The 20,331-nt window shown below is 65.1% G+C and carries 19 protein-coding genes; 14 read left to right on the top strand and 5 right to left on the bottom strand.

Going from position 1 to position 20,331, the window contains the following annotated elements; genetic code table 11:
* Positions 1–40 precede the first annotated feature (40 nt).
* Positions 41–724, bottom strand: a complete 684-nt coding sequence (locus AC0L3S_RS02965) for a helix-turn-helix domain-containing protein (protein ID WP_473256973.1) — start codon at positions 722–724, stop codon at positions 41–43.
* 209 nt (positions 725–933) lie between these two features.
* Here AC0L3S_RS02965 and AC0L3S_RS02960 point away from each other — a divergent pair, with 209 nt between their 5' ends.
* The 3 genes from AC0L3S_RS02960 (at position 934) to AC0L3S_RS02950 (ending at position 5,022) form a co-directional block, all read left to right on the top strand.
* The gene (locus AC0L3S_RS02960) at positions 934–2,430 is read left to right on the top strand and encodes an amidase (protein WP_473278036.1); all 1,497 of its coding nucleotides are present in this window, start codon (positions 934–936) and stop codon (positions 2,428–2,430) included.
* A 115-nt stretch (positions 2,431–2,545) separates the two neighbouring features.
* Positions 2,546–3,772, top strand: a complete 1,227-nt coding sequence (locus AC0L3S_RS02955) for an MFS transporter (protein ID WP_473278035.1) — start codon at positions 2,546–2,548, stop codon at positions 3,770–3,772.
* Between the two features lie 17 nt (positions 3,773–3,789).
* Positions 3,790–5,022, top strand: a complete 1,233-nt coding sequence (locus AC0L3S_RS02950; RefSeq protein WP_473256976.1) for an NAD(P)/FAD-dependent oxidoreductase — start codon at positions 3,790–3,792, stop codon at positions 5,020–5,022.
* Between the two features lie 72 nt (positions 5,023–5,094).
* On the opposite strand, the gene AC0L3S_RS02945 is transcribed toward AC0L3S_RS02950, so the two are convergent.
* Entirely contained in the window at positions 5,095–5,931 is an 837-nt protein-coding gene (locus tag AC0L3S_RS02945; protein ID WP_473278034.1) for a helix-turn-helix transcriptional regulator, read from the bottom strand.
* An 89-nt stretch (positions 5,932–6,020) separates the two neighbouring features.
* On the opposite strand from AC0L3S_RS02945, the gene AC0L3S_RS02940 reads away from it, so the two are divergent.
* A complete protein-coding gene (locus AC0L3S_RS02940; protein ID WP_473278033.1) occupies positions 6,021–6,899 on the top strand; it encodes an SDR family oxidoreductase in 879 nt (292 codons plus the stop codon).
* Positions 6,900–6,925: 26 nt separating this feature from the next.
* Here AC0L3S_RS02940 and AC0L3S_RS02935 read toward each other — a convergent pair whose 3' ends face one another.
* The 3 genes from AC0L3S_RS02935 to AC0L3S_RS02925 form a co-directional block, all read right to left on the bottom strand.
* Complete coding sequence (locus AC0L3S_RS02935; protein ID WP_473256978.1) at positions 6,926–8,260, bottom strand: dicarboxylate/amino acid:cation symporter; 1,335 nt, start codon at positions 8,258–8,260, stop codon at positions 6,926–6,928.
* An 84-nt stretch (positions 8,261–8,344) separates the two neighbouring features.
* Positions 8,345–8,899 carry a biotin transporter BioY gene (locus tag AC0L3S_RS02930; RefSeq protein WP_473278131.1) on the bottom strand — a complete coding sequence of 185 codons (555 nt, stop codon included), beginning with the start codon at positions 8,897–8,899 and terminating at the stop codon, positions 8,345–8,347.
* A gap of 87 nt (positions 8,900–8,986) precedes the next feature.
* Positions 8,987–10,174 carry a pyridoxal phosphate-dependent aminotransferase gene (locus tag AC0L3S_RS02925; protein ID WP_473278032.1) on the bottom strand — a complete coding sequence of 396 codons (1,188 nt, stop codon included), beginning with the start codon at positions 10,172–10,174 and terminating at the stop codon, positions 8,987–8,989.
* A gap of 216 nt (positions 10,175–10,390) precedes the next feature.
* Between AC0L3S_RS02925 and AC0L3S_RS02920 the strand changes: the two genes are divergently transcribed.
* The 10 genes from AC0L3S_RS02920 (at position 10,391) to aat (ending at position 20,322) form a co-directional block, all read left to right on the top strand.
* Entirely contained in the window at positions 10,391–11,794 is a 1,404-nt protein-coding gene (locus tag AC0L3S_RS02920; RefSeq protein WP_473258347.1) for a M48 family metalloprotease, read from the top strand.
* Between the two features lie 113 nt (positions 11,795–11,907).
* A complete protein-coding gene (locus tag AC0L3S_RS02915) occupies positions 11,908–12,675 on the top strand; it encodes a DsbA family protein (protein ID WP_473256980.1) in 768 nt (255 codons plus the stop codon).
* A gap of 207 nt (positions 12,676–12,882) precedes the next feature.
* Positions 12,883–13,746 (top strand): DUF1236 domain-containing protein, encoded by an 864-nt coding sequence (locus AC0L3S_RS02910; protein ID WP_473278031.1) that lies wholly within the window; start codon positions 12,883–12,885, stop codon positions 13,744–13,746.
* Positions 13,747–14,006: 260 nt separating this feature from the next.
* Entirely contained in the window at positions 14,007–14,474 is a 468-nt protein-coding gene (aroQ, locus tag AC0L3S_RS02905; RefSeq protein WP_473256982.1) for a type II 3-dehydroquinate dehydratase, read from the top strand.
* A gap of 37 nt (positions 14,475–14,511) precedes the next feature.
* A complete protein-coding gene (accB, locus tag AC0L3S_RS02900; RefSeq protein WP_473256983.1) occupies positions 14,512–15,000 on the top strand; it encodes an acetyl-CoA carboxylase biotin carboxyl carrier protein in 489 nt (162 codons plus the stop codon).
* Between the two features lie 60 nt (positions 15,001–15,060).
* Positions 15,061–16,419: an acetyl-CoA carboxylase biotin carboxylase subunit gene (gene accC / locus AC0L3S_RS02895; protein ID WP_473256984.1), complete on the top strand. Its 1,359-nt coding sequence runs from the start codon at positions 15,061–15,063 to the stop codon at positions 16,417–16,419.
* Positions 16,420–16,524: 105 nt separating this feature from the next.
* Entirely contained in the window at positions 16,525–18,042 is a 1,518-nt protein-coding gene (locus AC0L3S_RS02890; protein ID WP_473256985.1) for a sensor histidine kinase, read from the top strand.
* Positions 18,039–18,479 carry a response regulator gene (locus AC0L3S_RS02885; protein ID WP_007609730.1) on the top strand — a complete coding sequence of 147 codons (441 nt, stop codon included), beginning with the start codon at positions 18,039–18,041 and terminating at the stop codon, positions 18,477–18,479. Before AC0L3S_RS02890 ends, AC0L3S_RS02885 begins: the two co-directional genes overlap by 4 nt.
* A complete protein-coding gene (locus tag AC0L3S_RS02880; RefSeq protein ID WP_473278030.1) occupies positions 18,476–19,591 on the top strand; it encodes a sensor histidine kinase in 1,116 nt (371 codons plus the stop codon). Before AC0L3S_RS02885 ends, AC0L3S_RS02880 begins: the two co-directional genes overlap by 4 nt.
* 50 nt (positions 19,592–19,641) lie before the next feature.
* Entirely contained in the window at positions 19,642–20,322 is a 681-nt protein-coding gene (gene aat, locus AC0L3S_RS02875; protein ID WP_026232743.1) for a leucyl/phenylalanyl-tRNA--protein transferase, read from the top strand.
* Positions 20,323–20,331: the final 9 nt, after the last annotated feature.

Genomic DNA, 20,331 nt, shown 5'->3' with positions numbered 1-20,331 from the left:
TCGGCCGGGCGTTTTTCGTTCCACGCTCTCTTTGCAGACGTCAGAGCGACGGCGGATCATCCTCGATCGGCGCCACGTCGCGCGATACAATCCGGCGAAGCTGATCGTAAAGGTCAGGCGCCTCGCTGGTGCAAAGGCAGACGCCCTTTGCAGCAGGCGCTTCGCCCGCGTTGAGGTAGGCGTGGCCCATGGTGCTATCGAGATAGATGCCGTCGCCCTCGCCCAGGATCTCCGGCGCGTAGAACTCGGTGTGGACGGCAACGCGTCCGCTCGTCACCACGAAATATTCCTCGCCGGCGTGGCGCAGCAGAGGGCCGAACTCCTCCAGGGAGCGTGCCCGGACTTCTGCCAGGATCGGCACCATGCGTTTGCCGATCAGATCGGTGCATTGATAGGTGTAGGTGTAGAATCCGGTCGTGATCACCTGCCCCTGCCCGGCGCGGCTGATGCTCCGTCGTGCCGTGACCGGCCGGCTCTGCTCGGGGCGCGGGGGTGCCGGATTGAACAGCTCGGCGATCTCCATCTTCAAGCCCGAGGTGAGCTGGAGCAGCTTGTCGTAGGTCAGCGACATCAGGCCGTTCTCGACCTTGGACAGGGTCGACAGTGCCATGCCGGTCCGCTCCGCCACCTGCTTGAGCGTCAGCCCTCGCGCCTGGCGGGCAGCCTTGAGGCATTGGCCGAGCTGGGAGTTGGCGCCCTCCGGCGTCGTCATGATCTCGCTCATCGAGCGAGGGTATCACGGCCGCCGAAAAATTGTTTGACCGATCCACCTAATCTTTTCGGCTGAAGCCGGCCCTGGGTTCCGCGTCTGGTCGGCGTGTGGGCAGGTAAACCAGCATTTGTGCATGAAACGGCCGATTCTGACGAAAATTGGTGCGCGGCTTTGACTTTCCGATATGCTAAATCATTTTCAAATTTTGAAAGGGATTGGCGTTGTCCGAGCTTTGCGATTCCAGCGCCGTTGAGCTGCGCCGCCGCCTGTCCGCCCGGGACGTCTCGCCCGTCGAGCTGCTGGACTCCTGCCTGTCGCGGATCGCCACCGTCAATCCCGCCGTCAACGCCGTCGTGACGCTGGACGAGCCCGGCGCTCGCGCCGCTGCCAGGGAAGCCGAGGCCGCCATCCTGCGCGGCGAGGATCATGGCGCCCTCCACGGGCTCCCCGTTCTCGTCAAGGACACCCAGGACACCGCTCGCCTGCGCACCACCTATGGCAGCCCGTTGTTCAGGGACAACGTCCCGCTCGCCGACCAGGGCTCGGTCGCTCGGCTGCGCGCGGCTGGCGCCATCATCTTCGGCAAGACCAACACACCGGAATGGGCGGCCGGCGGCAACACCCGCAACCCCGTGTTCGGCGCGACCGGCAATCCGTTCGATCCAATGCGCTCGGCGGCTGGCTCCTCCGGCGGCTCGGCGGTGGCGCTCGCCTGCGGCATGGCTCCGCTCGCCTCGGGCTCGGACACCGGCGGCTCATTGCGCAATCCGGCGGGCTTCGCCGGCATTGTCGGCATGCGTCCGTCCTACGGCCTCGTCGCCAGCGAGAAGCGCGTGTTCGGCTGGTCCAATTTGTCGACCGACGGGCCGATGGCGCGTAATGTCGCCGACACCGCGCTGATGCTGTCGGTGATGGCGAGCGACGATGCCCGCGATCCGCTCGCCTATACGCTGCCCGGCGAGTCCGTGCGCGCGCGTGCCGAACGCTGGGCCGCGCCGCGCCCCGCAGAACTCGGCAGGCTGCGCCTCGCCTTCACCGAAGACTTCGGCTTTGCCCCGACGGAGCAGGCGATCCGGCGCGTGTTCCGCCATCGCGTGAGCAAGCTTGCACCGCTCTTCGCCGAGTGCCGCGAGACGACGCCGGATTGCTCCGGCGCCGACGACGCCTTCGCCGTGCTGCGCGCCGGCATGTTCCTGGCGACACACGGCAAGAACTACAGGGAGCGGCCCGAGATGCTCGGGCCCAATGTCCGCGCCAATGTCGAGGAAGGCCTCGGCTACACCCTCGAAGATCACGCGCGCGCCGCAACGACGCAGACGCGGATCTATCTCGCCTGGCAAAGCTTCTTCGAAAGCTGCGACGTGCTGATCAGCCCGACCATCACGCTCAGTCCGCGGCCGTGGTCGGAGCCCCATCCCGCGGAGATCGACGGGGTACCTACGAAATCCTACTTCCATTGGCTCGCGCTCGCTTATGCGGTCACGCTTCCCGGCCATCCCGCCATCAGCATCCCTCTCGGCCTTGATGAAGCCGGGCTGCCTTTCGGCCTGCAGATCGTTGGTCAGCGTGGCGGCGACGCCGCCGTGCTCACGGTGGCCGCGAGCCTCGAAGCAGCGTTCTCCGGCGACGCGCAATTGTGCCGGCCCGCGCCCGATCTGGCCCGGCTTGCAGTGGCGCCGCCGCTCTCGGCTGCACCCGGCTTCCTGACTTGGGAATGATCAGAACTTGGCAATGAAGAACTTGGGAATGAAGAACTTGGGAATGATCAGAGCTCGGGAATGACCTGAACTCGGCAACGACCGAACCAGCCCTGGCAGCGCAATGGAGACGAGGATGACGGAATTGCCGAGGAAGACCAGCGTCATCGCATTCGTCCTGCTCTACGTCGCCTACTGCATCTCCTATGTCGACCGCGCGGCGATCTCGCTGGCGCTGGCCCAGATCGGCAAGGACTTCAACCTCCAGGCCGCAGATCTCGGCATCGTTATCAGCGCGTTCTTCCTCGGTTACGCCGCAATGCAGGTGCCGGGCGGATGGCTCTCCGACCGCTTCGGATCGAAATATGTGGTGATCATCACCATCGTGATGTGGTCGCTGTTCACGGCGTTCACGAGTCTTGCCTGGTCGCTGACATCGCTGATCGCGATCCGCTTCCTGTTCGGCATCGCCGAGGGCGGCTTCCCGCCGGCGAGCATCCGCGCCGTCGCGGAGGTGTTCAAGAAGGACAGCCGGCCGAAGATGTCGGCGCTGCTGCTGTCATCCAACTATGCCGGCAGCATGATCGCGCCGCTGATCATGGCGCCGCTGATCCTCTGGCTCGGCTGGCGCCATGCCTTCAACGCGATTGGCATTGCGGGCATCGTCTTCGCGGTGGCCTATTTCGTCTTCGTCCCCTATCTGGGCCGCCCGGGTGCGAACGATCCGACCCCGGCGGGGACGAAGGCCGAGAACCGTGCACCGATGCGCGAGCTCATGAAGAATCCGCTGCTGTGGCAGCTGATGGTGGTGTGGTTCGGCCTCAGTTGCGTCAACAAGGGCCTGGATTCCTGGATGCCGCTCTATCTGCTCCAGCAGCGCGGGCTCGACCTCAAGACCGTCGGCATCGTGGCCCCGATCCCGTTCGTGATGGCGACGATCGCGACTGCGATCGGCGGCTGGGTGATGACGACGTTCTTCGCCGAGCGCGAAAAATATCTGCTGATCGGCGCCTCCGCATTGACCGGCATCTTCCTCTACGCCATGTACAAGGCGGAGACGATCGCGATGTTGATCACCTACCAGTCGGTGGTCTATTTCTTCAAATCCTTCGTGCTGGCCTCGGTGATTGCGCTTCCGACCAAGCTGCTCCGCGACGACCAGATCGGATCCGGCATCGGCATGGTCAATCTCGGCGGCCACAGCGCGGGCTTCGTCGCACCCGTGGCGATCGGCTTCATCGTGACCGGAACCGGATCGTTCGATGCCGCCTTCGGCTTCCTCGTGGCGATGACGGCATTATCCGTCGTGGTCGCCGCGACCATCAACACGGCCGAGCCGAAGCTCACGCCGCAGACGGCCTGACAGGAGAATTTCTTCCGATGCAAAGCGCGATCGTCCTCGGCGGCGGCATGATCGGCGTCAGCGCGGCGCTGCACCTCCAGCAGCGCGGCTGGTCCGTCACGCTGATCGACCGCAGGGAGCCGGGCCGCGAGACCAGCTACGGCAATGCCGGCATGATCCAGGCGGAAGCGGTGCGCCCCTATCCGATGCCACGCGATCTCGCCACGCTCCTGAAGATCGCGACTGGCCGCACCAACGACGTGCGTTACAGCCTCTCATCGCTTCATCTCCATATCGAGCCCCTGCTCCGCTATTGGTGGCATTCGGCGCCGAAGCGGCATCGCGAAGCGATCGACGCCTGGGCGCGGCTGATCGCCTACGCGACGGCGGAGCACGACATCCTCATTCGCGAAGCCCACGCCGACAATCTGATCCGCCGCGCGGGATACAGGCACCTGCATCGCGACGCAGCTTCGTTCGATCTCGCCGTCAAGGCGGCGGAAGAAGACCAGCGCGAATTCGGCGTGAGGTTTCGTGCGCTCTCGGGCGCCGAGCTCGCCAAGGCCGAACCTGTCCTGCGCGACGACCTGCCCGGCGCGATCCATTGGCTCGACACCTGGACCGTGTCCGATCCCGGCGCGCTGGTCACAGCCTATGCCGATCTGTTCGAGCGCCTCGGCGGCACCATCGTGCTTGGTGATGCCCAAAGCCTGCAGCAGACCGCCACCGGATGGTCGGTCAAGACCGACGTTGGACACATCGACGCCGCCCACGCGGTCGTGACGCTCGGGCCGTGGTCGCCCGATCTCCTGCTCAAATTCGGCTATCGCATCCCGCTGGTGCGCAAGCGTGGCTACCACATGCATTACAGCGGTGGCGCCTCGCTCGATCTGCCGCTGGTCGACAAAGCCGGTGGCTACGCCATGGGTCCGATGGCGAAGGGTATCCGCATCACCACCGGCGCGGAGTTGACGGGCCTGGACGCGCTCGCAACGCCCGTGCAGCTCGCCAGCGCGGAAGCGTCCGCGCGCGAGTTGATCGACCTTGGCAAGCGGGTCGAGCCCGACCCCTGGTTCGGCACCCGCCCCTGCACGCCTGACATGCTGCCGGTGCTCGGCCCCGCCCCGCGCCATGCAGGCCTCTGGATGAACTTTGGCCACGGCCACCAGGGCTTTACGCTGGGACCCGCGACCGGGCGCCTGCTCGCGGAGATGATGAGCGGCGAAACGCCGGCGATCGATCCGACCCCATACCGGCCGGAGCGATTCTAACCCCAGTGTTGGCGGCAAGCACCGCGCGCGCGTCGCCAGATGCAGGTTGAACGCGCGAATTCGCAAATTCCGTCAATCGGCGCGCTCGGCGAGCAGTGTCCGGATGCGTTCGGCGTCTTCGGGAGTCGCGGGGTTGTAGACGATCATGCTGAGATCGGAGCGTCCCTCGACGATAAAACTCGAATATTCGAACGACATCGTGCCGTGAACGGGATGCCGCAGCCGCTTGGTGCCGTCGCCGTGGTGACGCACGTCGTTGTCGCGCCAGAGCGCGGCGAATTCCGGGCTGGTCCGGCACAGCTCGTCGACAAAATCGGCGACATGCGAGACTGCGCCGGCCCGCGCGGCGTCCGCCCGGAATGCCGCGACGACGAAGCGCGCCACGCTGTCCCAATCGTATTGCGCGGCGCGCACGCGCGGATCGCAGAAGATGAAGCGCAGAATGTTGCGCTGACCCGGCGGGATCGCGCCGTAGTCGGTCAGCACGGCGCTTGCGGCACGATTCCAGGCGACGACGTCCCAGGTCGCGGTCCGCACCAGCGCCGGGCTGAATGCGAACGCGTCGAGCACGCGCTGCAGCCGCGGCGAGACGCTCTCGCCGGCCTGGTAGCGCACCTCGGGCGGACGGCCGAGGCCGATCAGGAACAGGTGCTCGCGCTCGACATCGGTCAGCATCAGCGCTCGTGCGATGCGGTCGAGCACATCGGGCGACGGCGCGCCGCCGCGGCCCTGCTCGAGCCAAGTGTACCAGGTCGGGCTGATATTGGCGCGCTGCGCCACCTCCTCGCGGCGGAGTCCCGGCGTACGCCTGCGGCTACCCGCGAAGCCGAACGCGGCGGCGTCGAGCCGGGTACGGCGGTCCTTGAGGTAGGCCCCGAGCAGGTTTTCGGCTGAAGCGGTCTCGCTCATCCTGTTAGCTATTATACCCCGATAATATCACTACTTTACCCGGATAATCCTGGCGCGGATGGTCGTCTCCACCAACCCTGGAGATACTGATGCGTGTTTTCGTCACTGGCGCCACCGGTTTCGTCGCCTCCGCCGTCGTCCGCGATCTGATCGCCGCCGGCCACCGGGTCACGGGCCTCGCCCGCTCCGACGCGGGAGCCGCCGCGCTCGCCGCGATGGGCGCCGATGTCCACCGCGGGTCGCTAGAGGACCACGCGTCCTTGCGCAGCGGCGCCGCTGCAACGGATGGCGTCCTGCACCTCGGCTTCAACCACGATTTCTCGAAATTCGCCGACAATTGCGAGCTCGACCGCCGCGCGATCCTGGCGATCGGCGAGGAACTCAAGGGCTCCGGTCGCCCTCTCATCGTCACCTCCGGCGTCGCACTGCTTGCGCCCGGCCGCCTCGCCACCGAGGATGATGTGTCGGCGCAGCGCTTTCCGCGCGTGTCGGAAGCGACCGCGCTGTCGCTGGCCGGCCTCCGCGCCGCCGTTGTGCGTCTTCCGCCCTCCACGCATGGCGAGGGCGACCACGGCTTCGTCCCGATCCTGATCAACCTCGCGCGCCAGAAGTGCGTATCGGCCTATGTCGGCGATGGCAGCAACCGCTGGCCCGCCGCGCACCGCTTCGATGCCGCGCGCGTCTACCGGCTGGCGCTGGAGCAAGGCGCACCCGCGAAGCACTATCACGCGATCGCCGAGGAAGGCGTGCCGTTCAAGGCGATTGCGGAGGTGATCGGCCGGCGGCTCGGCGTGCCCGTCGTGTCCAAATCGCCCGAGGAAGCGGCCGCGCATTTCGGCTGGTTCGCACAGTTCGCGGGCGCCGACGTTCCGACCTCGAGCGCGAAGACGCGTGCTGCTCTCGGCTGGTCGCCGCAAGAGAAAGGGCTGATCGAGGATCTCGACCAGCCCTATTACTTCAAGATCTGACGGCGCTCGGCACCGGCAAATGCAGATCAGTCCGTCGTGACCGCGGTTTCCATGTCGGTCGGATCGATCTGCCTGGCGAGGTTGGCGTTGAGCTTGTCGCGATCGAGTTCGCCCTCCCACCAGGCGACGATCACGCAGGCAACGCCGTTGCCGCACAGATTGGTCAGCGCGCGGCACTCGCTCATGAACTTGTCGATGCCGAGCACGATCGCCATGCCCGGCACGAGGCGCGGATCGACCACGGCGAGCGTCGCCGCCAGCGTGATGAAGCCCGCGCCCGTGATGCCGGAGGCACCCTTCGAGGTCAGCATCGCCACCACCAGGATGGTGAGCTGCTGGCCGAAGGTGAGATCGAAGCCCAGCGCCTGCGCAATGAACAGCGTCGCCAGTGTCATGTAGATGTTGGTGCCGTCGAGATTGAACGAATAGCCCGTGGGCACCACGAGGCCGACCACCGACTTCGAGCAGCCGAGGCGCTCGAGCTTTTCCATCAAGGACGGCAACGCGCTCTCCGAGGACGAGGTGCCGAGCACGATCAGCAGCTCGTCCTTGATGTAGGCGAGGAACTTGAAGATGGAGAAGCCGGCGAAGCGCGCGATGATTCCGAGCACGACGAACACGAACAGCGCCGCGGTCAGGTAGAACGTCGCGATCAGGCCGATCAGGTTGAGGATCGCCCCGGTGCCGAACTTGCCGATGGTGTAGGCCATCGCGCCGAAGGCACCGATCGGCGCCGCGCGCATCACGATGGAGATGACGCCGAACACCGCATGCGCGGCGTCGTCGATGAACGAGCGGATGGTGTGGCCGCGTTCGCCGAGCCCCATGATGGCGAAGCCGAACAGCACCGAGAACAGCAGCACCTGCAGGATCTCGCCTTGCGCGAAGGCGCCGACGACGGTGTCCGGAATGATGTGCAGCACGAAGTCGACCGACTTCTGGCCTTCGGCCTGCTTGGCGTAATTGGCGACGGCCTGCGCGTTGGCGGCGGCGCCGCCGAAGCCCGCACCCGGCTTCACCAGATTGCCGATGATAAGTCCGATCACCAGCGCGAAGGTCGAGACGATCTCGAAATAGACCAGCGCCTTGACGCCGATGCGGCCGACCTTCTTGGCGTCCTGGATATGGGCGATGCCCGAAACCACGGTGCAGAAGATGATCGGGGCGATCACCATCTTGATCAGCTTGATGAAGCCGTCGCCGAGTGCCTTGATCCACTCATTGGTGGCGACTGACGGCCAGAGCCAGCCGACGATGGCGCCGAGCACGATCGCAATCAGCACCTGGATATAAAGGACCTTGTACCACGGCTTGGCGGCGGGCGGCGCGACCGGCGCCCCCACCATCGTTGTCGTCGTCATTGTTTCACTCCCCCTCAAAACGCCAGGCCAGCCAAGATCAACTTGGCCGGCCCTGTCAATCGGAACTGCTCGATATTGCGGGCTTTACCCGCGATCGACCGCCCGGCGTAACGCCGGCATCAACGTCGCGCCCAGCGCGTTCTTGACCAGCGAGGCCGCAACGAACGGCATCAGGCCGACCTGCCACGCCTTCGCGGCGCCAAGGCCAAGGCCGAAGGCCAGCCAGCCAAAGCCTGCGGCCAGAATGAGGATGTGGCCGGCCGCCATGGCCGCAAACAGCAGCGTTACGCTGCGATCCCAGCCGCGCTCGGCGAGCCAGCCGGTGACGAAGGCGGCGCCAATGAAGCCGAACAGATAGCCCGCGGTCGGGCCGACCAGCGGTGCGATCCCACCAACGGGACCGGCGAACACTGGCAGGCCCATCGCACCCTCGGCGAGGTAGGCGATCATGGTTGCGCTGCCAAGCCGCCAGCCATAGGCGGCGCCGATCATCAACACGACCAGCGTCTGCAATGTCATGGGCACGTAAGGCAACGGCAGGTTCACCTTGGCTGACAGCGCCATCAAGGCGGTGCCGAGCGCAATCAGCACGACGGCGCGCAAGGCACCGACAGTTTCACCCGGCCGGATCGGCCACATCAATGCGGCGAGAGGAGAATGTGTGGCGGTAGACGGGACGGAACGGTCGGACAAGTTGCACTCCAGAAGGCTGGCGAAAACTGCCGGCTATTTAAGCCAGTGAGCGATCCGGTCAACTGCTTCCCGCATCTCCGCAGCCGAACGCGCATAAGAGAGCCGTATGAACGAACGACCGTGGATTGGATCGAAGTCGAGCCCCGGCGTGACCGCGACATGGGCCTGTTCGAGCATCTGCTTGGCGAAGTCGAAACTGTCGGAGGTGAAGTCCGAGACGTCCGCGTAGAGATAGAACGCGCCGTCGGCCGGCAGAAACCTGGTCAGGCCGGCCCTGGGCAATCCCTCGATCAGGAGGCGCCGGTTTTCCTGATAGCCGTGCTTGATCTCTTCCATCTCGGCCGCGCCGTCGAAGGCCGCTTCGGCGGCGATCTGCGACAGCGACGGCACCGAGATCGACAGGTTCTGCTGCAGCCGCTCGATCGGCCGTACCAGAATCTCGGGCACGACCATCCAGCCGACGCGCCAGCCCGTCATGCAGAAATACTTCGAGAACGAGTTGATCACGAGCGCGTGCTCCGACAGCGCCGCAGCCGTTGCGGCGGGAAACGCGTAGTCGAGCCCGTGATAGATCTCGTCCGAGATGAAACGGATGCCCACGCCTTCCGCCGCCGCGATCAGGCCCGCGAGCGCCTCGCGGGACATCATGGTCCCGGTCGGATTGGCGGGGCTGCCGACCAGCACGCCCTTCAGCGGCGCCTTGCGATGGGCGGCCAGCAGCGCCTCGCCGGTCAGCGCATGGCGCGTCTCGTTCGTGGTCTCGATCAGCACCGGCTCGCAGCCGAGCGCGGTGAGGATATGACGGTACGGGGGATAACCCGGCACCGTCACGGCAACGCGGTCGCCCGGCTCGAACATCGCCAGGAATGCCAGAATGAACCCGCCGGAAGAGCCGGTGGTCACCACGATCCGCTCGGGGCTGACGTCACAGCCATAGGCATCGCGATAATGCCGCGCGATGCGTGCGCGCAAGGAGGGGATGCCGAGTGCTGAGGTATAATCGATCCGCCCCGCCTCGAGCGCCGCATGGGCGGCCGCAATCGCGGTCTTCGGCGCGCCGGCGGCGGGCTGGCCAACCTCCATGTGGATGACATGGCCACCGGCCGCCTCGATTCGGGCCGCCGCGGCCATCACGTCCATCACCATGAACGGGGGAACATCGCTGCGGCGGGAGGGCGCGAGCCACTCTCCCAATCGGTTCCTCAAGGTCGCATCGTGCATCGATTTCTGCTATTCGCTGGCGGGCCGATCCGTCCGACCCGGAGAAACGGGGTGCTTGCGCCCCAGACTGGCCGCATTGTACGGCTCATAAGGGGTACGGCTCAAAGGGGCATATCGCGTATCCGGTCCGCCGCCAATCGCCAAAGCCAATCACTGAACTGCTTGACCAGGAATGCCTGACAAGCCTGCTGACAAGACCGTTTGACCCAGACCGTGATGTTGTTCCAGATCGCATTGCGCAAGAAGGCCACCGCCCTCACCTCCCTCCTCGCGGCGGCTGCGATCGCGCTGACGCCGTTCTCGGCTGCGCATGCGCAGGCCAAGGGACCACCGGTCCTGCGCGACACCGAGACCGAGCAGCTGCTGCGCGAATACACGCGCCCGATCCTGCGCGCCGCCGGTCTGGAAAAGCAGAACATCCAGATGGTGATCGTCAACGAGGGCTCGTTCAACGCGTTCGTCGCCGATGGCCGCCGCATCTTCGTCAATTACGGTGCGATCCTGCAATCGGAGACGCCGAACCAGATCATCGGCGTGCTCGCGCACGAGACCGGGCATCTGGCCGGCGGCCATCTGTCCAAGCTGCGCGAGCAGCTCGCCAACGCCCAGACCCAGATGATCATCGCGATGCTGCTCGGCGCCGGCGCGATGGCCGTGGGCAGCACCCGCGGCAGTGGCAGCGCCGGCAACAATGGCCTTGCCAATGCCGGAGCCGCCGCCCTCGCCGGCCCCCAGGAGATGATCCGCCGGACGCTGCTGTCCTATCAGCGCCAGCAGGAGGAGAACGCCGACCGCGCCGGCGTGAAATTCCTGACGGCGACCCAGCAGTCGCCGAAGGGCATGTACGAGACCTTCAAGCGCTTCACCAGCGAGAGCCTGTTCGCCGCACGCGGCGCCGATCCCTATCTCCAGTCGCACCCGATGCCCGCCGAGCGCGTCGCTTCCCTGCAGGAATTCGCCAGCTCCAGCCCTTATTGGGACAAAAAGGACGATCCCGCGCTCCAGCTCCGCCATGACATGGTGCGCGCCAAGATCTCCGCCTTCATGGAGCGGCCGGAGACGGTGTACCGCCGCTATCCCCTGACCAACGACAGCATGCCGGCGCGCTACGCCCGCGCCATCAGCACCTATCTGCATGGCGATTTGCGCAGCGCGCTCACCCAGATCGACGCGCTGATCCAGATCCAGCCCAACAATGCGTATTTTTACGAGGTGCGCGGCCAGGCGCTGCTGGAGGGCGGCAAGCCGGCCGAGGCAATTCCTGCCCTGCGCAAGGCTGTCGCACTTTCGAACAACGCGCCCCTCATCGAGATGTTACTTGGGCAGGCTCTGGTTGGGTCCGATAATAAGGCCTACACCGATGACGCCGTTCGGATTCTCCGGGCTGCGGTGGCACGGGAACCGGAGGCCATTCTCGGCTACATGCAGCTCGCGATGGCCTATGGCCGGAAGGGCGACTATGCCGAGGCCGATCTGGCGTCGGCGCAGGCCGCTTATCTGCGCGGCGACAACAAGACCGCCCGCGAGCTTGCGACGCGCGCGAAAACCCGTTTCGCCGTCGGCACGCCCGGATGGGTCAAGGCCGACGACATCGTGGCGTCGAAACCGCCGCGCAACTGACCAGACCAAGACGACGCCTTACGCCACGACGCCTTACGAAACGACGTCACGACACCGAGCTTAAGTCCGCCGGGACGTTTCCCGAAACCTGCTTTGGATAAGAGGATTTGCCTATGCCTTCGCTGCGCCTGCTTGCTCCCGCGCTGTTTGCGCTCGCCATGTTCGGCGCAGCCGTGCCCGCGTCGGCCGACAGCTTCTCCGATGCCCAGCGCACGGACATCGAGGCGATCGTCAAGAACTATCTCGTCACCCATCCCGAGGTGCTCGAGGAAGCGATGGCCGAGCTTACCAAGCGCCAGGCCGCGGCCGAGACGCAGAAGCACGAGGCTAGCGTCGCGCAGAATTCCGATGCGATCTTCAACTCACCGCGCCAGGTCGTGCTCGGCAACAAGGACGGCGACGTCACCTTCGTCGAGTTCTTCGACTACAATTGCGGTTACTGCAAGCGCGCGATGGACGACATGCTCACCCTCATGAAGTCCGATCCGAAGCTGAAGGTGGTGCTGAAGGAGTTTCCGGTGCTGAGCCAGGGCTCGGTCGAAGCAGCCCAGGTCGCCGTCGCGGTGCGCATGCAGGATCCCTCCGGCAAGAAGTACCTCGACTTCCACCAGAAGCTGCTCGGCGGCCGTGGCGCGGCCGACAAGGCGCGCGCGCTTCAGGCGGCCAAGGAAGCCGGCCTCGACGTCGCGAAGATCGAAAAGGACATCGGCAGCGCCGAGGTGCGCAGCACCATCGAGGAGAATTTCAAGCTCGCCGAAGCGATGGGCATGAACGGCACGCCGAGCTACGTGATCGGCAAGCAGATCGTCGTCGGCGCCGTCGGTGTCGATAGCCTCAAGGAAAAGATCGCTGTGGCGCGCTGCGGCAAGGCGACCTGCTGACAAGGCGACCCGCTGATCACGTTAAAAATCACGCATGCAAAGTCCGGCTGAAAAGCCGGTCTTTTCATTGCGCCGAAATCTGGCGCGCGCGTTCATCTGGCGTTCAACAAACAAAAGCCTCGGAACCACCAAAGTTCCGGAACTACTCAAATCTCCTTTCGTTGTCGGCGCGGGCAATGACGCAAATGAACACGTGAGGAGAATTCCATGTCTAACCGCTTTATGATCTCGGTTGCCACACTCGCGCTCGTCGCGGGCACCGGTCTGGCGAACGCACAGGGCACCATGAACCGCGACAGCGGTGGCGGCGCCGGTGGTGCGCAGATGCAGCATTCGCAGCCTTCCGGCGGCGCCGCCGAACGCGGCGGCTCGATGGGTAAGGAATCCGCCCATGAGAAGGGCACCGTCGGTCAGGCTGGCGGCTCCAGCAGCATGAAGTCCGGCGGAGCAGCCGAGGAGAAGTCGTCGGGCGGGATGGACAAGTCCGGCGCGATGAACAAGAACGCGACCGACGAGAAGGCCGGCGCGGCGAAGGGTGAGCACGCCCAGGGCGCGCAGGAAAAGTCCGCGCAAGACAAGTCCGCGCAGGACAAGTCCATGCATGACAAGTCAGCGCAGGACAAGGCAGCGCAGGACAAGTCGAAGAGCACGATGGACAAGTCCCAGACGGACAAGTCCAAGAGCACGGAGACTGACACCAAGAGCGGCAACATGAACGCCCAGACCAAGGGCGCAGACAGCCAGACCAAGGGTGCGGACAACAAGGCTGCCGATACCAAGTCTCAGACCACGACCGGCACGGCCTCCGCGACCGCTTCTGCGCCGCCGCCCGAGAAGCGGACCGAGATCACATCCGCGATCAAGTCGACCAAGATCGAGGAAACGACCAACGTCAACTTCAACATCTCAGTCGGCACGACGGTCCCTGCCAGCGTTCATTTCCACCCGCTCCCGCCGCGGATCGTCGAGATTTATCCGGAATGGCGCGGCTATGATGTGATCTTGGTGCACGGGCGGTACGTCATCGTTCGTCCGCAGACGCGCGAGATCGTGTACATCATCGAAGGCTAAGTCGCTTCGCTGAAGCTCCAAATGAGCCCTTGCCGAGAGATCGGCAGGGGCTTTTGGGTTACCGGGCGGCGTCTTCCCGCACACGCCGGCCGGCAGCCATGCTTCGGACTGGTTAACAAGCGATTTCCATAGCTTGCGCACAGGTTTTTGCACCTGGGATGAGCTATCTGAAGCCACCTGGGAGGTCCTTCAAGGCTTCCCCTCACGCGCTTTGTTACCTATAACCCCCGCCACGCCGAAGCACCTCTTGCGGGATTGGAATGGCCGAACCAGCAACCGACACGATCCTTGTCCTGAACGGGCCGAACCTCAACATGTTGGGGACGCGCGAGCCCGAGAAGTACGGGCATGCGTCGCTGGCCGACGTCGAGGCGCTGTGCCGGGAAACGGCGGCCACGTTCGGCCTCAAGGCCGACTGCCGGCAGTCCAACCGCGAAGGCGAATTGATCGACTTCATCCACGAGGCATACGCCCGCAAGATGAAGGGCATCATCATCAATGCCGGCGGCTATTCGCACACGTCGATCGCGCTGCACGACGCGCTGCTCGCGGTGCAGATCCCGACGGTCGAAGTGCACGTCACCAACATCCACGCCCGCGAGAATTTCCGGCATCACTCCTACACCGCGCGCGCGGCCTTCGCCTCGCTCTGCGGCTTCGGCATCGAGGGCTACCGCCTCGCCATCCAGGGCCTTGCCGCCAAGCTCGGCATCAAGCCCAAAGCCTGACGCTCCCCCTTCACACAGAACATTCGGATCAAACAACATGGCGCGCCAGCCAGACGACAAAGCAGCCGCAAAGTTTTCCAGCGAGGACTCCGCCCTCGTCCGTGAGCTTGCCTTGCTGCTCGATGAGACCAGCCTCACCGAAATCGAGATCGAGCGTGCCGGCCTGCGCCTGCGCGTCGCCCGCAACATCAGCGTCGCCGCGACCATGCCGATGCAGATGGCGGCCGCCCCCACCGCCCTCCCGGCGACCGCAGCTGCCGCCGCGCCTGCCGCTGCCGACCTGTCGAAGCATCCCGGCGCCGTGACCTCGCCGATGGTCGGCACCGCCTATTGGGCGCCGGAGCCCGGCGCCAAGCCGTTCATCGAGGTCGGCAGCAAGGTCTCGGTCGGCCAGACGCTGCTGATCATCGAAGCCATGAAGACCATGAACCAGATCCCCTCGCCGCGCGCCGGCACGGTGACGCAGATCGTGATCGAGGACGGCCAGCCGGTCGAGTACGGCGAGCCGCTCGTGATCATTGAGTGACGGTCGAGGGCGATCTCATCGCCCTCGCCGCTTTCCGCGCGTCAGTCCAATAAGGACACCATGTTCGACAAGATCCTCATAGCCAATCGCGGCGAGATCGCCCTTCGCATCCTCAGGGCCTGCAAGGAACTCGGGATCGCGACCGTCGCCGTGCACTCCACCGCCGACGCCGATGCCATGCATGTGCGCCTCTCGGACGAGAGCGTTTGCATCGGGCCACCGGCGTCCAAGGACAGCTATCTCAACGTGCCCGCGCTGCTCGCGGCCTGCGAGATCACCGGCGCCGATGCCGTGCATCCCGGCTACGGCTTCCTGTCGGAGAACGCGCGCTTCGCCGAAATCCTCGCCGAGCATAATCTGCATTTCATCGGCCCGAAGGCCGAGCACATCCGCCTGATGGGCGACAAGATCGAGGCCAAGAGAACCGCCAAGAAGCTCGGCATTCCCGTGGTGCCCGGCTCCGACGGAGGGGTCGGCCCCAACGACGACGCTATGGCGATCGCCAGGAAGATCGGCTTCCCCGTGCTGGTCAAAGCCGCGGCGGGCGGCGGCGGCCGCGGCATGAAGGTGGCCGAGAGCGAGGCCGATCTTCAGGTCGCGCTGTCGACGGCCGCCAACGAGGCCAAATCCGCCTTCGGCGATGCCTCCGTCTACCTCGAAAAATATCTGCAGAAGCCGCGCCACATCGAGATCCAGATCCTCGGCGACGGCCGCGGCGGCGCGATTCATCTTGGCGAACGCGACTGCTCGCTGCAGCGACGCCACCAGAAGGTCTGGGAAGAAGGCCCCTCGCCCGTGCTGACTGCGGCTGCACGCGCCAAGATCGGCGAGACCTGTGCCAAGGCGATGCGCGAGATGAAATATCTCGGCGTCGGCACCATCGAATTCCTGTTCGAGGATGGCGAGTTCTACTTCATCGAGATGAACACGCGCATCCAGGTCGAGCATCCCGTCACCGAGAGCATCACCGACATCGACCTCGTGCTGGAGCAGATCCGCATCGCCGCCGGCGGCGACCTGCCGGCGAGGCAGGACGAGGTTCAGGTCATCGGTCACGCGATCGAGTGCCGCATCAACGCCGAAAATCCGGAGACCTTTCGTCCTTCGCCCGGCCGCATCACGCAATATCACCCACCCGGCGGGCTCGGTGTGCGGATCGATTCCGCGGTCTATCAAGGCTATACGATCCCGCCTTATTACGACTCGCTGGTCGGCAAGCTGATCGTGCACGGCAAGACCCGCGGCGAGTGCCTGATGCGGCTGCGCCGGGCGCTGGACGAGATGGTGGTCGAGGGCATCGAGACCACCCTGCCGCTGTTTCGCGCGCTGGTGCGCGAGGACGACATCATCAACGGCGACTACCACATCCACTGGCTGGAACAATATCTCGCCGGCAAGGCGGAACCCGCCCCGAAGTAGCCGTCCCTCCGCATGGAACCCTTTGGCCCTAATCGCGTTTAGGACGTGGGGACAGTTCCGAGGGGGCGATTTGAAGTCCGGCAAGCCTGATCGAGCGAGACCGTCGTGACCGCTGACGCACAGCGACGGCGTAGATTTTGGCAGATCCTGCTGCTCGCAGCGGGGCTCTTGGTGCTGACCGTGATCAGCGCCGGCTCCGTCTACCTCGTCAACAAGGCGAGAGACGACAGCAAATGGGTGATTCACACCATCGAGGCGGAGAACCAGATCAACGCCCTCCTGCTGGAAATCCGCAGAGCTGAGAGCACCGCCCGCGGCTACCTCCTGACACAAGGCGAGGATTTCAAGGTCGACCATGACAAGGCCGTGGCGGCCGTCATCCCGGCTCTCGACAAGCTCACGCGCCTGACCGGCGACAATCCGGCGCAACGCGAGAACATCGAGAAGCTGAGCGCGGCGATCGAGACCCGTCTCGGCCAGTTCGCGCAGGAGATGGATTTCCTCCGGCGGGGTGAGCCGGAGAACGCCGCAGCGCTGGTCCGCGAGGTTGTCTCCACGGACGCGACAGCCGCGATCGCCAAAGTCGCGACCGGGATGATCCAGGAAGAAGAACGGCTGTTCCGGCTGCGAACGGTCAATTCGGACCGCAGCCAGACCCTGGCCGCGTCGATGACCGGCATTGGCTCGGGCCTCGTCGTGCTGCTGGCGCTGATCTCGATCTGGCTGGTGCGGCGCTCGGCCCTTGCCCGTGACGACGCCGAGGCGCGCCTGCGCGATGCCAATGTCAATCTGGAGGCCGTGGTCGACGAACGCACGGCCGATCTGCGCGAAGCCAATAACGAGATCCAGCGCTTTGCCTATATCGTCAGCCACGATCTGCGCTCGCCACTCGTCAACATCATGGGCTTCACCAGCGAACTCGAAGAGCTCGGCGGCGACATTTTCCGCCGTATCGGTGGCCTTACCCACGTCCCGGCCGACGGGCCGCCGCTGCCGGACGGCGAGATCGCGCTCGAAGGTCCCGACAAGCAGCTCTCAGCGGATTTTTCCGAAGCGCTGGGCTTCATCAAGTCGTCGATCGCCAAGATGGACCGCCTGATCTCGGCGATCCTCAATCTCACCCGCGAGGGCCGGCGCGAGTTCCAGCCGGAAAAGATCGACACGCGCGAGCTGATCGAAGCCATCGTGTCGACGCTGGCGCATCAGGCCGCCGAGGCACAGGCCGAGATCCATGTCGCTCCCCTGCCCAATCTCGTCAGCGATCGCCTGGCACTGGAGCAGATCTTTTCCAATCTGATCGACAACGCCATCAAATATCTCAAGCCCGGCGTCCCCGGCGAGATCAGAATTCGCGGGCGCACCAAGCTCGGCTACGCTATCTTCGAAGTCAGCGATAACGGCCGCGGCATCGACCCAAAAGACCACCAGCGGATATTCGACCTGTTTCGCCGCGCCGGAACCCAGGACAAGCCCGGTCAGGGCATCGGTCTTGCCCATGTGCGTGCACTTGTGCGTCGCCTCGGCGGCACCATGTCGGTATCATCGGAACTGAATACGGGCAGTACCTTCACCATCACGTTGCCCATCACCTGGAACGCCAGCAACCGGAACGCGGATCAATGACTCAACCCGTCAGCATCATCATGATCGAGGACGACGAAGGACACGCGCGGCTGATCGAGCGGAACATCCGAAGGTCCGGCGTCAACAACGAGATCATCTCCTTTGCCAACGGCACGGACGCGATGAAACATTTGTTCGGACCCGATGGCAGCGGGCTCGTGCAGAAGGGCAATGCGCTCCTGATCCTGCTCGATCTCAACCTCCCCGACATGACCGGGATCGACATTCTGAAGCAGATCAAGGAGAACAAATATTTGAAGGCCTCGCCCGTGGTGGTGTTGACCACCACCGACGATTCCCAGGAAATCAAGCGCTGCTACGAGCTCGGCTGCAACGTCTACATCACCAAGCCCGTGAACTACGAGAATTTCGCCAATGCCATCCGGCAGCTCGGCTTGTTCTTCTCGGTCATCCAGGTTCCGCCCGCCGCCCCATGAACCAGCGCATGCCCACACTGCTCTACATCGACGACGACGGGGCGCTTGCGCGCCTGGTCGATCGCGGCCTGACACGGCGCGGCTACAAAGTCGTTCACGCCGCGAGCGGCGAGGAAGGCCTCGAGCTCATCCGCCGCGCGGGCGCGCAAAACAGCGTCGATAGCGGTATCGACGTCGTGGCGCTCGACCAGTACATGCCCGGCCTCGACGGGCTCGAGACGCTGGAGCAGATCATGGCGATACCAGGCGCACCGCCGGTGGTCTTCGTCACGGCGTCGCAGGATTCCAGCATTGCGGTGACGGCGCTGAAGGCGGGCGCGGCCGATTATCTCGTCAAGGACGTCAAGGGCGACTTCATCCCCCTGCTCCACGTCGCGGCCGACGGCGCGCTGCGTCAGGCCGAATTGCAGAAGGCGCGCGAGGAAGCCGAAGCCGAAATCCATGCCTCGCGCGACCGCTATGCTGCGCTCGCCGCCGAGCGCGAGCTGCTGCTGCGGGAGGTCAATCACCGCGTCGGCAACTCGCTGCAGATCATCGCCTCCCTGCTGCATCTGCAGGCAAGCTCCGCCGCGCAGGACGAGGTCAAGGCTGCGTTGACCAACGCGATGGGCCGCGTCGCCGCGGTCGCACAGGTGCATCGCCGCCTCTACACCTCGCAAGACCTGAAGAGCGTGGTCCTGAACCAGTATCTGGATTCGCTGCTCGAGGATCTCAGGCGCTCGGCCGAGGGCAACCGGATGTCGCGCCTGACGCTGAAGGCCGAACCGATCGAGATCGATCCGGACCGTGCGGTCGCCGTCGGCATCATCGTCAACGAACTGGTGATGAACGCGGTGAAATACGCCTACCCTGACGGCGCCGGCCCGATCCATGTCGAGCTGACCTCGCAAGGCGACGATCTCCTGCTGTCGATCAGCGACGATGGCGTCGGCGACAACGTCAAGGCCGATCCGCGCTCCACCGGCATGGGCCAGCGCATCGTCGCAGCCATGGCCACCAAGCTCGATGCTTCGGTCGAGCGCGACCCCACCCATTCCGGAACCCGAATCATGTTGATGTTCCGCCGTGTCCCGGCTGCCGCCGGCAAGCCGGCTGCAGCCGCAGCGAACTGATCCGCACCGCCCATCGCAACCGCATTGCGATCCTGCTATTGTGGCGAGCCATGACTTCGCGCGACTCTGCCCCGTCTGAAATCACGCCGGCCGTGCTGCTGCGCGCCTATGCCTGCGGCATCTTTCCGATGGCCGAAAGCGCCGATGATCCGACCCTGTTCTGGGTCGAGCCGGAGTTGCGCGGCGTCATCCCGCTCGACGGATTTCGCGTGGCCTCGCGGCTCGCGCGCACCGTGCGTTCGGATTCATTCCGCGTCACCGTCAATACCGCCTTCAAGGCCACGATCGCAGGCTGCGCCGCCCCGCAGGCCGGGCGCGAGGACACCTGGATCAACAAGCGCATCCGCGACCTCTATGGCGGCCTGTACGAGCTCGGCCATTGCCACAGCGTCGAGGCCTGGCAGGGCGAGGACCTCGTCGGCGGGCTTTACGGCGTCAGCCTGGGGCGGGCTTTTTTTGGCGAGAGCATGTTCCACACCGCGCGCGATGCCTCCAAGGTCGCGCTGGTGCATCTGGTCGCGCGGCTCATCCATGGCGGCTTCGAGCTGCTCGACACCCAGTACGTCACCGAGCACCTGAAGAGTTTTGGCGCGGCCGAGATTTCGCGGCGGCGCTACACCGCGCTGCTCGACAAGGCGCTCGCGGGCGAGCCTGGCGATTTCCTGAGGCTCTCCGCCGGCGAAGCGATCCCGGGCGCACGCGCCCTCGAGATCATCGCGGCGCGCCAATAGTCAGGCCAA

It is taken from the genome of Bradyrhizobium sp. Ken01 (assembly GCF_055807355.1).
Note: the sequence above shows the minus strand (reverse complement) of the source record. Positions and strands in the feature narration are given on the sequence as shown.